10 protein-coding genes are annotated in these 14,185 nt (G+C 58.3%); 6 read left to right on the plus strand and 4 right to left on the minus strand.

Annotated features, from left to right (window positions below):
• Positions 1-94: 94 nt before the first annotated feature.
• Together hcp and hcr are read left to right on the plus strand one after the other, a co-directional pair.
• Positions 95-1,747, plus strand: coding sequence for a hydroxylamine reductase (gene hcp, locus BFG58_RS07155; RefSeq protein ID WP_069719524.1), 1,653 nt, complete (start codon positions 95-97; stop codon positions 1,745-1,747).
• 10 nt (positions 1,748-1,757) lie between these two features.
• On the plus strand, positions 1,758-2,726 hold the full coding sequence (hcr, locus tag BFG58_RS07160; RefSeq protein ID WP_063621298.1) for an NADH oxidoreductase: 969 nt from the start codon (positions 1,758-1,760) through the stop codon (positions 2,724-2,726).
• Between the two features lie 91 nt (positions 2,727-2,817).
• Here hcr and BFG58_RS07165 read toward each other — a convergent pair whose 3' ends face one another.
• On the minus strand, positions 2,818-3,252 hold the full coding sequence (locus tag BFG58_RS07165) for a DoxX family protein (RefSeq protein WP_045908406.1): 435 nt from the start codon (positions 3,250-3,252) through the stop codon (positions 2,818-2,820).
• A gap of 151 nt (positions 3,253-3,403) precedes the next feature.
• Here BFG58_RS07165 and poxB point away from each other — a divergent pair, with 151 nt between their 5' ends.
• From poxB to BFG58_RS07185, 4 genes are all read left to right on the plus strand, one after another.
• Positions 3,404-5,122, plus strand: coding sequence for a ubiquinone-dependent pyruvate dehydrogenase (poxB, locus tag BFG58_RS07170; protein ID WP_069719525.1), 1,719 nt, complete (start codon positions 3,404-3,406; stop codon positions 5,120-5,122).
• Positions 5,123-5,160: 38 nt separating this feature from the next.
• Positions 5,161-6,162 carry a low-specificity L-threonine aldolase gene (ltaE, locus tag BFG58_RS07175; RefSeq protein ID WP_045908408.1) on the plus strand — a complete coding sequence of 334 codons (1,002 nt, stop codon included), beginning with the start codon at positions 5,161-5,163 and terminating at the stop codon, positions 6,160-6,162.
• A gap of 10 nt (positions 6,163-6,172) precedes the next feature.
• Entirely contained in the window at positions 6,173-7,609 is a 1,437-nt protein-coding gene (locus BFG58_RS07180) for an SDR family oxidoreductase (RefSeq protein WP_048027145.1), read from the plus strand.
• Positions 7,610-7,701: 92 nt separating this feature from the next.
• The gene (locus tag BFG58_RS07185) at positions 7,702-8,715 is read left to right on the plus strand and encodes an NAD(P)-dependent oxidoreductase (RefSeq protein WP_032649241.1); all 1,014 of its coding nucleotides are present in this window, start codon (positions 7,702-7,704) and stop codon (positions 8,713-8,715) included.
• A 113-nt stretch (positions 8,716-8,828) separates the two neighbouring features.
• On the opposite strand, the gene BFG58_RS07190 is transcribed toward BFG58_RS07185, so the two are convergent.
• From BFG58_RS07190 to BFG58_RS07200, 3 genes are all read right to left on the minus strand, one after another.
• Positions 8,829-10,640 carry a chitinase gene (locus BFG58_RS07190; RefSeq protein ID WP_045908411.1) on the minus strand — a complete coding sequence of 604 codons (1,812 nt, stop codon included), beginning with the start codon at positions 10,638-10,640 and terminating at the stop codon, positions 8,829-8,831.
• A gap of 150 nt (positions 10,641-10,790) precedes the next feature.
• The gene (gene iagB, locus BFG58_RS07195; protein WP_048027141.1) at positions 10,791-11,225 is read right to left on the minus strand and encodes a type III secretion system invasion protein IagB; all 435 of its coding nucleotides are present in this window, start codon (positions 11,223-11,225) and stop codon (positions 10,791-10,793) included.
• A gap of 135 nt (positions 11,226-11,360) precedes the next feature.
• Positions 11,361-14,075, minus strand: coding sequence for a glycosyl hydrolase family 18 protein (locus tag BFG58_RS07200; protein WP_069719526.1), 2,715 nt, complete (start codon positions 14,073-14,075; stop codon positions 11,361-11,363).
• Positions 14,076-14,185: the final 110 nt, after the last annotated feature.

A 14,185-nucleotide genomic window follows, 5' to 3' on the forward strand; every position in this document is an offset into this window, starting at 1 on the left:
TCCCTCTATTTTGTAGCAAAAAGCCCTTTTCACCGTTCTGGCACAGGCATAACCTTAAACATGTATATTAAATATAACTTTAACAGGTGTGATTATGTTTTGTGTGCAATGTGAACAAACCATCCGTACCCCGGCAGGCAATGGCTGCTCTTACGCACAGGGTATGTGCGGCAAAACCGCAGAAACATCTGACCTTCAGGACCTGCTGATTGCGGCCCTGCAAGGCCTTTCCGCATGGGCGTTTAAAGCCCGCGAATATGGCATCATCGACCACTACGTCGACAGCTTCGCCCCGCGCGCCTTCTTCTCCACGCTAACCAACGTTAACTTCGACTCTCCGCGCATTGTTGGCTATGCCCGCGAAGCCATTGCCCTGCGTGAAGCGCTGAAGGCGCAGTGTCTGAAGGCGGACGCCAGCGCCCGCGTGGAAAACCCGATGTCAGACCTTCAGCTGGTGAGTGACGATCTGGGCGAGCTGCAGCGTCAGGCGGCAGAATTCACGCCGAATAAAGACAAAGCGGCGATTGGCGAGAACATTCTCGGCCTTCGCCTGCTGTGCCTGTACGGCCTGAAAGGCGCGGCAGCCTATATGGAGCACGCGCACGTGCTCGGTCAATACGACAACGACATTTACGCGCAATACCATAAAATCATGGCGTGGCTGGGCACCTGGCCTGCCGATATGAACGCGCTGCTGGCATGCTCGATGGAAATCGGGCAGATGAACTTCAGGGTGATGAGCATTCTGGACGCCGGTGAAACCAGCACCTACGGCCATCCGACCCCAACGCAGGTCAACGTCAAAGCGACCGAGGGTAAATGTATCCTGATCTCCGGTCATGACCTGAAAGATCTCTACAACCTGCTGAAGCAGACCGAAGGCACCGGCGTTAACGTCTATACCCACGGTGAAATGCTGCCGGCGCACGGCTATCCGGAGCTGCGTAAGTTTAAGCACCTGATCGGTAACTACGGCAGCGGCTGGCAGAACCAGCAGGTGGAATTTGCCCGCTTCCCTGGCCCTATCGTGATGACCTCTAACTGCATCATCGACCCGACCGTGGGCGCGTATGACGACCGCATCTGGACCCGCAGCATCGTCGGCTGGCCGGGCGTGAGTCATCTTGAAGGTGACGATTTCGGTCCGGTTATCGCCCAGGCGCAGCAGATGGCAGGCTTCCCGTACAGTGAGATCCCGCATCTGATCACCGTCGGCTTCGGTCGTGAAACCCTGCTCGGTGCCGCCGATTCGCTGATTGACCTCGTCAGCCGTGAAAAGCTGCGCCACATCTTCCTCGTCGGCGGCTGCGACGGCGCGCGAGGCGAGCGTAACTACTTCACCGATTTCGCCACCCGCGTGCCGGAAGACTGCCTGATCCTGACCCTGGCGTGCGGCAAATACCGTTTCAACAAGCTGGACTTCGGCGACATCGAAGGTCTGCCGCGCCTGATCGATGCGGGCCAGTGTAACGATGCTTATTCGGCCATCATTCTGGCCGTTACCCTGGCAGAGAAACTGGGCTGCGGCGTGAACGACCTGCCGCTGTCGCTGGTGCTCTCGTGGTTTGAGCAGAAAGCGATTGTCATCCTGCTGACCCTGCTCTCTCTGGGCGTGACTAACATCGTGACTGGCCCGACCGCGCCAGGCTTCCTGACGCCGGACCTGCTGGCGGTGCTCAATGAAAAATTCGGTCTGCGCTCCGTGACCAACGTTGAAGACGATATGAAGCAACTGCTGAGCGCGTAAGGAGTAACTCATGACCATGCCAACCTCACACTGCCCGTGGCGCATGCAGGTTCATCACATCCATCAGGAGACGCCGGATGTGTGGACGCTGTCGCTGCTGTGCCACGACTACTACCCGTACCGTGCGGGTCAGTATGCGCTGGTTAGCGTTCGCCATTCGGCAGACACCCTGCGCGCCTACACCCTTTCTTCCACGCCGGGCGTGAGCGAGTACATCACGCTTACCGTCCGTCGCATTGAAGGCGGAGCCGGTTCAGAATGGCTGACCCGGGACGTGAAGCGCGGGGATTATATCTGGCTGTCCGATGCGCAGGGTGAATTCACCTGTGACGACAAAGCGGAAGAGAAATTCCTGCTGCTGGCGGCGGGCTGTGGCGTAACGCCGATTATGTCAATGCGCCGCTGGCTGGCCAAACACCGCCCGCAGGCCGACGTGCAGGTGATCTTCAGCGTGCGCTCTCCGGAGGATGTGATTTTTGCCGAGGAGTGGCGTGATTATCCGGTGACGCTGGTGGCTGAGCACAACGCGACGCACGGTTTTGTGCCCGGTCGCCTGAGCCGCGAGCTGCTGCAAAGCGTGCCGGATATCGCGAACCGCACCGTGATGACCTGCGGCCCGGCGCCGTACATGGCTATCGTGGAAGAAGATGTGAAAGCGCTCGGCGTGACCCGCTTCTTCAAAGAGCAGTTCTTCACGCCGGTGGCGGAAGCAGCAACCAGCGGGATTCAGTTCACCAAACTGCAGCCTGCGCAGACCTTCTTTGGCCGCGTGGGGACCACGCTGCTGGAGGCGCTGGAAAGCAACCACGTGCCGGTGACGGCGGCCTGCCGCGCCGGGGTGTGCGGCTGCTGTAAAACGAAGGTGGTTTCCGGGGAGTACACCGTGACCAGCACCATGACGCTGTCCGACGCGGAAATTGCCGAGGGTTACGTGCTGGCTTGCTCTTGCCATCCACAGGGTGATCTCGTCCTCGCATAAAGGTTATGCTTTCGATCGTAGGCCCGGTAAGCGTCAGCGCCACCGGGCTTTTTTGCCGGGTGGCACTGCGTTTACCCGGCCTACTACCGCCCTACCGCCACGCAGGCGCTTTCCCCAGCGCAAACCGCCCTGCGCCTAAAAACGCCACCGCCAGCGAGCCGATAAAGAAGTACACCAGGCTTTCAATCGCCCATGCGCCAACCTTATCAAGGGCGAGCGTTTCCCCCATTCCCACCATCAGCCATGCCACGATCATCGTAAACGCCAGCACCAGCGCGGCCGGGCGCGTAAAGAGCCCGACAATAATCAGGATCGGTGCCACCACTTCGCCAATCAACACGCCGTAGGCAATAAACCCCGGCAGCCCTTTCTCCACCAGCATGCCGCTGATAAAGCCCACCCCACCAAACAGCTTATGCAAACCGTGAAAGAGCATCAGCCCGCCGACGGCAAGTCGTAACAAGAGTTTGCCAAGATCGTCGCACGATAGCTTTTCATTAACAGCAATTAACAATGATTTAACCATTTGAAATGATTCCTGTTTTCACTGAAGTATCACCAGATTATGCCGAATAATTGCGCGTGAAAAGCACCTTTTAATTGGGGGGATTTGACGGGCAATACGGAGACTTTCTTCTAAGCTTGTAAGCGTTATCACAAAAAGGAGACGGACAACCATGAAACAAACCGTGGCTGCATATATAGCGAAAACGCTCGAACAGGCTGGCGTAAAACGTATCTGGGGCGTCACCGGCGATTCCCTGAACGGACTCAGCGACAGCCTCAACAAGATGAAGACCATCGAATGGATGCCGACCCGCCATGAAGAGGTTGCCGCGTTCGCCGCAGGTGCTGAAGCGCAGCTTACCGGTGAACTGGCCGTCTGCGCCGGATCCTGCGGTCCAGGTAACCTGCACCTGATCAACGGCCTCTTCGACTGCCACCGCAATCACGTGCCGGTGCTGGCGATTGCCGCCCACATCCCCTCGTCCGAAATCGGCAGCGGTTATTTTCAGGAGACGCATCCGCAGGAGCTGTTCCGTGAATGCAGCCACTATTGCGAACTGGTTTCATCCCCGGAGCAGATCCCGCAGGTTCTGGCGATCGCCATGCGCAAGGCCGTGCTGAATCGCGGCGTTTCGGTGGTCGTTATTCCGGGCGATGTAGCCCTCAAGGCCGCGCCGGAAGGGGCCAGCACCCACTGGTATCACGCGCCGCAGCCGGTGGTGACGCCAGCCGAGGAGGAGCTGAAAAAGCTGGCGCAACTGCTGCGTTACGCCAGCAATATCGCCCTGATGTGCGGCAGCGGCTGCGCGGGCGCGCACAAGGAGCTGCTGGAATTTGCCGGTAAGCTGAAAGCGCCGATCGTCCACGCCCTGCGCGGCAAAGAGCACGTCGAATACGATAACCCGTACGACGTGGGCATGACCGGACTGATCGGTTTTTCTTCCGGCTTCCACACCATGATGAACGCCGACACGCTGATCCTGCTCGGCACCCAGTTCCCGTATCGCGCGTTCTACCCGACGGACGCCAAAATCATTCAGATTGATATCAACCCGGCCAGCATCGGCGCGCACAGCAAGGTCGATATGGCGCTGGTGGGCGACATCAAATCCACCCTTGCCGCCCTGCTGCCGCTGCTGGAAGAGAAAACCGATCGCAAGTTCCTCGATAAAGCGCTAAGCGACTATCGCGATGCCCGCAAGGGTCTGAACGATCTCGCCAAACCGAGCGACAAAGCCATTCACCCGCAGTATCTGGCGCAGCAGATCAGCCATTTCGCGGACGACGATGCCATTTTCACCTGCGACGTAGGCACGCCAACCGTCTGGGCGGCACGCTACCTGAAAATGAACGGCAAGCGCCGTCTGCTCGGCTCGTTCAACCACGGCTCGATGGCCAACGCCATGCCGCAGGCGCTGGGCGCAAAAGCGACAGCGCCGGAGCGCCAGGTGGTGGCGATGTGCGGCGACGGCGGGTTCAGCATGCTGATGGGCGATTTCCTGTCGGTGGTGCAGATGAAGCTTCCGCTGAAAATCGTGGTCTTTAACAACAGCGTGCTGGGCTTCGTGGCGATGGAGATGAAGGCCGGCGGCTATCTGACGGACGGCACCGAGCTACACGACACCAACTTTGCCCGCATCGCCGAGGCCTGCGGCATCACCGGCATCCGCGTGGAGAAAGCGTCCGAGGTGGATGAAGCCCTGCAGCGCGCCTTCTCCATCGACGGCCCGGTACTGGTGGATGTGGTCGTCGCCAAAGAGGAGCTGGCCATCCCGCCACAGATCAAGCTGGAGCAGGCCAAAGGCTTTAGCCTGTACATGCTGCGCGCAATCATCAGCGGGCGCGGTGACGAGGTGATCGAACTGGCAAAAACCAACTGGCTCAGGTAAAACATCTGGCATCGCCTTTTTAAATATAAGGACATGCCATGATTGATTTACGCAGTGATACCGTTACCCGCCCGAGTCGCGCCATGCTCGAAGAGATGATGGCCGCCCCGGTCGGGGACGACGTCTACGGCGACGACCCGACGGTAAACGAACTGCAGCGCTATGCCGCAGAGCTGAGCGGAAAAGAGGCCGCCCTGTTCCTGCCCACCGGCACGCAGGCCAACCTGGTGGCGCTGCTCAGCCACTGCGAGCGCGGTGAAGAGTACATTGTCGGCCAGGGCGCGCATAACTACCTCTACGAAGCCGGCGGTGCTGCGGTGCTCGGCAGCATTCAGCCGCAGCCGATTGACGCCGCGCCGGACGGCACCCTGCCCCTTGATAAAGTCGCGGCGAAAATCAAAGCCGACGATATTCACTTTGCCCGCACCAGGCTGCTCAGCCTCGAAAACACCCACAACGGCAAAGTGCTGCCGCGCGAATACCTGAAAGCCGCATGGGAGTTTACCCGCGAACGCAGGCTGGGCCTGCACGTGGACGGCGCGCGCATCTTCAACGCCGTGGTGGCGTACGGCTGCGAGCTGAAAGAGATTACGCAATACTGCGACTCATTCACCATCTGCCTCTCTAAAGGGCTGGGCACCCCAGTGGGTTCCCTGCTCGTCGGCAATGCCGACTACATCAAGCGTGCCAACCGCTGGCGCAAAATGACCGGCGGCGGCATGCGTCAGGCGGGTATTCTGGCAGCTGCGGGGCTGTATGCTCTGAAAAATAACGTGGCGCGCCTGAAGGACGATCACGACAACGCCGCGTGGATGGCGGCGCAGCTGCGTGAAATTGGCGCCGACGTGATGCGCCACGACACTAACATGCTGTTCGTCCGCGTGGGCGATGACCACGCCGCCGCGCTTGGCGAGTTCATGAAAGCACGTGGCGTGCTGATCAACGCCTCGCCTGTCGTGCGTCTGGTCACGCATCTCGACGTCAGCCGCGAGCAGCTGACCGACGTGGTGAAACACTGGCAGGCGTTTTTACAGCGATAAGGAGCAGCACGTGCCGCAACGCATTCTGGTGCTCGGCGCCAGCGGGTATATCGGTCAGCATCTCACCGCGGCGTTAAGCCAGCAGGGGCACCAGGTGCTGGCTGCGGCACGTAACACCGAACGCCTGCAAAAACTCAGTTTAGCGGGCGTTACCTGTCACAACGTTGACCTCAACTGGCCGAAGTCACTTCCCGCGCTGCTGGACGGGGTCGACACCCTTTACTACCTGGTGCACAGCATGGGCGAAGGCGGGGATTTTATCGCCCACGAGCGTCAGGTGGCGATGAACGTCCGCGATGCCCTGCTGCAAACCCCGGTGAAGCAGGTGATTTTTCTCAGTTCACTCCAGGCGCCTGAACACGAGCAGTCCGATCACCTGCGCGCCCGCCAGCTGACGGCGGACATCCTGCGGGGGGCAAATATCCCCGTCACCGAACTGCGCGCCGGGATCATCGTCGGCGCAGGCTCTGCCGCCTTCGAAGTGATGCGCGATATGGTCTACAACCTGCCGGTGCTCACGCCGCCGCGCTGGGTCCGTTCGCGCACCACGCCGATTGCGCTGGAGAACCTGCTGCATTATCTGGTGGCCCTGCTGGATCATCCGGCGGAGCAACACCGCGTGCTCGAGGCGGCAGGCCCAGACGTACTGAGCTATCAGGAGCAGTTCGAACATTTCATGCGCGTCAGCGGACGCCGCCGCTGGCTGATCCCCATTCCCTTCCCGACCCGCTGGATTTCGGTGTGGTTTTTGAATGTGATCACCTCGGTGCCGCCGACGACCGCCAAAGCGCTTATTCAGGGGCTGAAGCATGATTTACTGGCCGACGATCGCGCTCTGCGCGCCTTAATTCCCCAGGACCTGATCCGCTTTGACGATGCCGTGCGCAATACGCTCAAGGAAGAAGAAAAGCTGGTGAACTCCAGCGACTGGGGTTACGACGCCCAGGCCTTTGCCCGCTGGCGGCCGGAGTATGGTTATTACCCGAAACAGGCGGGCTGTACGGTGAAAACCCGCGCCAGCCTGGCCGCACTGTGGGAGGTGGTGAACCAGATTGGCGGCAAAGAACGGTATTTCTTCGGTAATCTCCTCTGGCAAACGCGCGGGGCACTGGACCTGCTGGTGGGCCACCGACTGGCAAAAGGCCGCCCGGCACGCCCGTATCTTGAGGTGGGTGACGCGGTTGACAGCTGGAAGGTGATTATTGTCGAGCCGGAAAAACAGCTGGCGCTGCTGTTCGGCATGAAAGCCCCGGGGCTGGGCCGACTCTGCTTTACCCTGAAAGACAAAGGCGATCATCGTGAACTGGACGTCCGCGCATGGTGGCATCCGCACGGAATGCCGGGTCTGTTCTACTGGCTGTTGATGATCCCTGCCCACCTGTTTATCTTCCGGGGCATGGCGAAACGCATTGCGCAACGGGCAGAACAAAAGACGGAAAAGATCTAAATAAAACTCTCTTTCTTTCACCTTTCCCATTGCATAGCGCCGTAATTCACGAAAGAATGCGCACGAAATTCTTTTCAACACAGTGGATAGCTATGAAGGTACTGGTTACCGGGGCGACCAGCGGCTTAGGCCGAAATGCGGTCGAATTTCTGCGCAATAAAGGCATCAGCGTCAGGGCCACCGGTCGCAACGAAGCGATGGGTAAACTGCTGCAAAAAATGGGCGCAGAGTTCGTCCATGCCGACCTGACGGAGCTCGTCTCCTCGCAGGCGAAGGTGATGCTCGCCGGTATCGACACGCTATGGCACTGTTCCAGTTTTACCTCCCCGTGGGGGACCCAGGAAGCCTTCGATCTCGCCAACGTGCGGGCCACCCGCCGTCTGGGTGAATGGGCCGTTGCCTGGGGCGTGCGTAACTTTATTCATATCTCGTCACCGTCACTCTATTTCGACTATCACCACCATCGCGATGTGCAGGAGGATTTCCGCCCTGCCCGCTTTGCCTGTGAATTTGCCCGCAGCAAGGCGGCCAGCGAAGAGGTCATTGACCTGCTGGCGCAGTCAAACCCGCATACCCGCTTTACGGTCCTGCGTCCGCAGAGCCTGTTCGGGCCGCACGACAAGGTATTTATTCCCCGTCTGGCGCAGATGATGCACCACTACGGCAGCGTGCTGCTGCCGCGCGGCGGCGATGCGCTGGTGGATATGACCTATTACGAAAATGCCGTTCACGCCATGTGGCTGGCCAGCCAGCCGGACTGCGATAAGCTGATCTCCGGTCGTGCCTATAACATCACTAATGGCGAACCCTGCACGCTGCGCAGTATTGTGCAGCGGCTGATCGACGAGCTGCAGATCGACTGCCGTATCCGTTCTGTTCCCTATCCCATGCTGGATATGATTGCCCGCAGCATGGAGCGCTTTGGCAGTAAAACAGCCAAAGAGCCTGCGCTGACGCATTACGGCGTCTCTAAACTCAACTTTGACTTCACGCTGGATATTTCGCGGGCGGAGAATGAGTTGGGGTATAAACCGGTTGTGACGCTGGATGAAGGGATTATGCGCACGGCGGCGTGGTTACGGGATCACGGGAAGCTTCATCGCTAGCCTTTTTGCCCGGTGGCGGCTTCGCCTGACCGGGCCTACAACTGCTCCGTACTGCCCCATCGCCCCATTAGCCTCATGTACGAAAACGGCAACCCGAGGGTTGCCGTTTGCTTTTACAGAGCTGTCCAGGCATCTGCCCACGCCAGGCCAGCGCCGGGTTCGTAGTATGCCGGAGAGTTGTTACACCAGCCGCTGTACGGGAACGGTTTGCACTGGAACAGTTTACCGTGGTTGTTCACGATATCACCTGCGTTGTACTTGCTGTTCGCGCTCCACGCGGCGTAAGAGCCGGAAGTGCCTTCGTCCTTAGACGTGGCTTTCGCTTTCACGTTCAGCAGGTAGGACGTGGTGCTGGTCAGTTCGCCATCGCTGACGGTCAGGCCGATTTCGTACTGCTGAGCCGTTGCAGACTCTGGTGCCTTAAAGGTCACCACCGCCTTGTCCTGACCGGTCACGGTCTGGCCATCCTGGGAACGCCAGGTGTAGGTCAGCTTGTTACCGTCGGCGTCTGTGGAGCCTTCCGCGCTCAGGGAAACCTGCGCACCCGCTTCAACTGCCCCGATTGGGCCCGCAATCTGCGCCACAGGGGCGTGATTCACGGTTGCCGGTTCAACAGGGGTGGTATCTTCCGCTGGCGTGGTATCCGCTGGCGGCGTGGTGTCTGCCGGAGTTTTGTCTTCGCCTGGGGTCACTGCCGAGCCATCATCGTTAATAATGTTCACGTTATAGAACTTCTTAACGCAGTTGGTGTAGTCACCCTCTTTGAACGCGCTGAACGGCGTCTGGTAACCCACCAGCTGGCAGGAGTAGGTCTTACCGTCCGGCGTATCCGGACTCCATCCCCAGTCCTGCTCCCAGTAGATCTTCAGCGCGCCGGAGCCGCCTTCATCGAACTGCTTCATGTTGGCGCAGCCCAGCACTTCATTCGCCGGAACTGGCACTTTCAGGTAGTTCGCGAACTCTTTGTAGTACTTGATGCGGTTTTCAGACTGGGCAATCTCGGTCGGACCGCCGCACTCTACGCCACCGTTGATGATCTGGGTGGTCACGCCGAAGCCCGGAACCAGGCCGTTGGCTTTATCGTGATCGTTTGGCTGCCAGGTGCCATCGATAACCTGCAGCATGCTTGGTTTTGGCGGCTGCGGATAGGCGAAGAAGAAGATCGCACTCGCCAGGTTCAGCCAGGTATCCGCCACCAGCTCAGGTTTGTCGAGCAGGGTGCGGACGGTGCCAAACATCGCTTCCGAGAACGGACCGTAGTTGTAGTTGTAAGACAGCTGCTTCGCGCCGCGGCCAAAGTAGCTTACGAAGTCGCCGTCTTTGTCCTTACCGCATGGCCAGGTCTGCCCCTGCCAGATGTCAGGGTTACATTCGCCGTTATAGCCGCCTTTCTGGCCTTCAGTCCAGCCCATTTCACGAACGTGAACCAGGGCCTGACGCCATTCGGCTTCCGGACGCCAGCTTTCATGACCGCCGGTTTCCTGCGCAAAGTGGGCAAACATGGTCGCCAGCTCTTTGCGGCAAATGGCGTCGCTGTCGCGACCATCGTTATAGGTCTTACACAGTGCCGGGAATTTACCAACAGCCTTCAGGAAGTTACTGTAGGTGTAAGACTGAGCGCGCAGCGGGAAGAGATATTCCCAGTCGCTGGCCTTCACGATCCCTTCCACGCGCTTGACGTTGTCAGGGTTCGACGCACGACCTGGCTCAATCTGCTCAACGAGGCTGTTGTCCAGAGTCGCAATGGTGTCTTTCACCGAAACCATCAGCGGGAAATTGGTCAGCTCTTTTTCCTTTTTCGCCAGATCGCTGGCTTTCATGGTGTACGGCTCGCTGCTGGCCGCCTGCAGTGATGCAGCCTGCGCCATAAAGGGTGCAATGCATGCTCCCGCCACGAGAACGCTCAGTAATGTCCTTTTCGTCATTTCAAATAATCCTGTATTTAAGCAACTAGGGTGAGTACATTCCCGGCTTATGTATTACTCCCTTAATAAATAAGCCTGAGAGTGTGGTTCTTTTTCATTTTCTGAAGAACACCAAAAGGAATTCTTCAAAAAACAAAAATGACGCTATCGTTATTTACCCGACTTTATTTGCTGATACTTCGCCCACACTTTATGGGCATAACGCATGCGCTGCGGATAATTTTCTTTTTTCAACCCGGCGTTATAGGCGCCTACCGCTTCCCAGTTATAGCCATACACTTTTATCATCCCGGACAGGATGGACGCGCCGACCATAATGGAGGTACAGGGCTCAGTCATAAGCTGGTTCTCATCAATCCCCTGACGCTCTAACTCGCTGAAGTGCGAGCTATTAATCTGCATCAACCCGACGTCACGCGTGCCGTCGTGGTTCCAGCCTACCGCGTAGGGATTCATTCCGGATTCCACTTTGGCAATCGCATATAACAGCCACGGATCGACGTGATAATAATGTCCGGCGTTATCCCAACAGTTCGCAAATACGCTTTGACTAAACAGCAGTAAAAATAAAATCACGCGTTTCATGAGCACCTGCTCTTAAATACTGAACCTCTTCCTGCTCATAATTAGCGATCATTCTGAAGTGTTGGTCACACCCGAAGTGGGGTGTGACCAACCATTGCGGGTTGATATCATTCCCGCAATTCACGGTTCAGAAGGTTATTTGCAATCGGTTGATGCGCCTTCTTTCACCCATACGTCGCTGTTGGCCGGGTTATCACCCTGCGTCCACCATTTCGCGCGGTAAACGTTACCCTGGTAGGTCGTGGTTTCGCCGCCGTTGTATGCCAGGTCAGAGCGCCAGTTCATCTTCACGTTGCTTACCATTTCCCATGCGTCCACGCCGAAGTCAGGCTGGTTGCCCTGCGTCCAGTATTTCGCTTTCCACACCAGATGGTCGAAGCTGACGGTATCGCCCGTGTTGTAGATTTTGCTGGATTCCCACGCCGGATATTTGCTGGCGTTGGCGTCAACAGGCTTATCGCAGCTGCCGGTCGCCGTACCTTCATCAGACGGCGGGGTCACCTCGTCTGACGGTGGCGTCACTTCATCCGCAGGCGGGGTGACGTCTTCTGCCGGAGGCGTCACTTCGTCAGCCGGTTTTGGCGTGACCACGACCTGGACGTTGGACTGAACGCTGGTCTTGCCATCGCTCACCACCACGCTCAGGGTATAGGACGACTCAGAGCTCACCTCAGGCGCGGTGATGTTCACGTTCGCGCTATCGGTACCGGTCGCGTGCATATCAGCCGGTACGCTCCAGGCGTAGGTCAGCGCATCACCGTCTGGATCCGCCGCCTGCGCGTGCAGGGCATAAGTTTCGCCTGCCTGCAGGGTGACGTTCTGCATTGGGTTAATCACCGGCGCCTGGTTCGCTTTTGGCGCTTTGTTAACGACCTGAACATCAGCGGAGTTGCTCAGCCCCTTCGCGTCGGTCACGGTCAGTCGGAACGCCAGCGTCTGGTTGCTGGTGACGGCCGCCACGTTGAAGGAAGCCTTCGCTTTGGTGCTGTTGGTGAGGGTCACCGATGGGCCAGAGATCTGGGTCCATTTGTAGGTAATGGCATCACCGTCTGGATCGGTTGAAGCCGAACCGTCCAGGGTCACGGTAGCCGGACCGGTTACCGTCTGGTCAACCGCGGTGGCAACCGGCGCATGGTTGGTCACGACCGGATCAACTGGCGCAGAGCCGCCCATCAGGCTTTCGTTCATCGCGTTCAGGATGTCGCCGGTATCGGAGTCGATAGACCAGGCGAAGAGGCCGCCCAGGTTTTTCGACAGCACGTACTTCCCTTTTGCCGTGGTAGAGCGTGCATCTTCATAGGAGATCAGATCCCCCGTTGCCTTATTGAAGACGTACGGCGCTTCGGCAGTCGCATCGTAGCCGGATTCCCAGCCTGGCTTGCCTTTGTACTCGTTCATAATCTGACGATAGTCCACTACGCCCGGTTCCCAGGTGCCTTTCACCATGCCGGTTGCAGTACCGGTGAACGGATTGTCGCCGGTGTAGCCATGCACGCCAGTCCAACCGCGGCCATACATGCCCGCACCCACCACGATCTTGCCTGGCTGTACGCCCTGAGCAAGCAGCGCGTCCACGCCGTTCTCGGTGGTGTAGTTCGTGTCCGGACGCCATGACGGCGCGCGCAGCGCGGCCTGGTGGCCCAGCTCGGTGTTGCTCCAGCCGCCGTAGAAGTCGTAGCTCATCAGGAAGATATGGTCGAGATCGCGCTGAGCGGTGGTGTAATCCACGTCTTCGATCTTGTCGCGGCCTGCACCCACGGCGCTGGTCAGCTCATAGGTACGACCCGTCTGTGCGGAGAGCTCGTTCAGCATGGTACGCAGATCGTGAATCAGCGCCGTGTAGGTAGCTTTATCCTGCTGCGGGTTGCCTTTGGTTTCAGTCACGCCGCCGCCACCCGGGAATTCCCAGTCGATGTCCACGCCGTCAAAGAATTTCCAGGTCTGCAGGAACTCCTTCACGGAGGCCACGAAGCGAGAGCGGATTGCCGGGTCGCCCATGTGGTAGAACGGGTCGGACAGGGTCCAGCCGCCGATGGATGGCAGCACTTTCAGGTCAGGATGCGCTTTTTTCAGCGCCATCAGCTGGCCAAAGTTCCCTTTGTACGGGTCGTCCCAGTCGGCGACGCCCGCCTGCGGTTTTTGCAGAGCAGCCCACGGGTCATGGATGGCCACGGTAAAGTCCGGACGTCCGGCGCAGTCGCGCTGCAGCACGGAGAAGCTGTTGCCGCCCTCAACGGTTTTCAGGCCGTCGTTAATGCCGTCGCCGCCACAGATTGGAATGAAGCCATAGAGGATGTGGTTAAGGTTTGCTGCCGGGATTTTATCAACCGGGAAGTTACGATCGTAAACGCCCCATTCAGGGAAGTACGCCGCAACCACTTTATCAGGATGTTTGGCGAACGTTTTGTTGTTCTCCTGCAGCGGTGCGTTCAGCGGCAGCAGATGGCTGCCGTCGGTATCCGCCACGATGATCAGCTTGCTGGCGCTTTTGGTACAGCCGCTGGCGTTACAGGCTTCCACCTGTTCCTGATAACGTCCGCCTTTTTTCACCTTAAAAGTGGCTGAGCCGCTTGCACCGGCTGCACCGGTCCACACGGTTTGACCATCGAGCAGCACTTTTGCAGAGGTTGGCGCGTCGCCGCTCCACACGTTCCACTCGACTTTCACATCCACGCCGTCGTTATGCACCTTGACGAGGCTGTTGTAATCCTGCGCGGCCTGATCCACTTCCACCAGCGCAAATTTGTCATTGCCGTAGCCGATGGTCGGTGCACCTGGCGCAGCTGCGAATGCAGAACCGGTTGCCGCTGCAATAAAGAGCGCCAGATATTTAGGCTTAATAAATTTCATTTTTATTTCCTGATAAATTTATTCGTAAACGTAATTGACCCATGTCTTCCTTTAAAACATGGAATATTATTCACATAGTGCGTTTTTTAAATACGCAGACAGCCGTTACC

It is taken from the genome of Enterobacter sp. ku-bf2 (assembly GCF_001742765.1).
In the GTDB taxonomy this organism is placed as follows: domain Bacteria; phylum Pseudomonadota; class Gammaproteobacteria; order Enterobacterales; family Enterobacteriaceae; genus Enterobacter; species Enterobacter quasiroggenkampii.

Bases quoted from the DNA above. Each gene is read 5' to 3' on its own strand.
- hcp (WP_069719524.1), top strand. From the start codon at position 95: ATGTTTTGTGTGCAATGTGAACAAACCATCCGTACCCCGGCAGGCAAT.
- hcr (WP_063621298.1), top strand. From the start codon at position 1,758: ATGACCATGCCAACCTCACACTGCCCGTGGCGCATGCAGGTTCATCAC.
- BFG58_RS07165 (WP_045908406.1), bottom strand. From the start codon at position 3,252: ATGGTTAAATCATTGTTAATTGCTGTTAATGAAAAGCTATCGTGCGAC.
- poxB (WP_069719525.1), top strand. From the start codon at position 3,404: ATGAAACAAACCGTGGCTGCATATATAGCGAAAACGCTCGAACAGGCT.
- ltaE (WP_045908408.1), top strand. From the start codon at position 5,161: ATGATTGATTTACGCAGTGATACCGTTACCCGCCCGAGTCGCGCCATG.
- BFG58_RS07185 (WP_032649241.1), top strand. From the start codon at position 7,702: ATGAAGGTACTGGTTACCGGGGCGACCAGCGGCTTAGGCCGAAATGCG.
- BFG58_RS07190 (WP_045908411.1), bottom strand. From the start codon at position 10,640: ATGACGAAAAGGACATTACTGAGCGTTCTCGTGGCGGGAGCATGCATT.
- iagB (WP_048027141.1), bottom strand. From the start codon at position 11,225: ATGAAACGCGTGATTTTATTTTTACTGCTGTTTAGTCAAAGCGTATTT.
- BFG58_RS07200 (WP_069719526.1), bottom strand. From the start codon at position 14,075: ATGAAATTTATTAAGCCTAAATATCTGGCGCTCTTTATTGCAGCGGCA.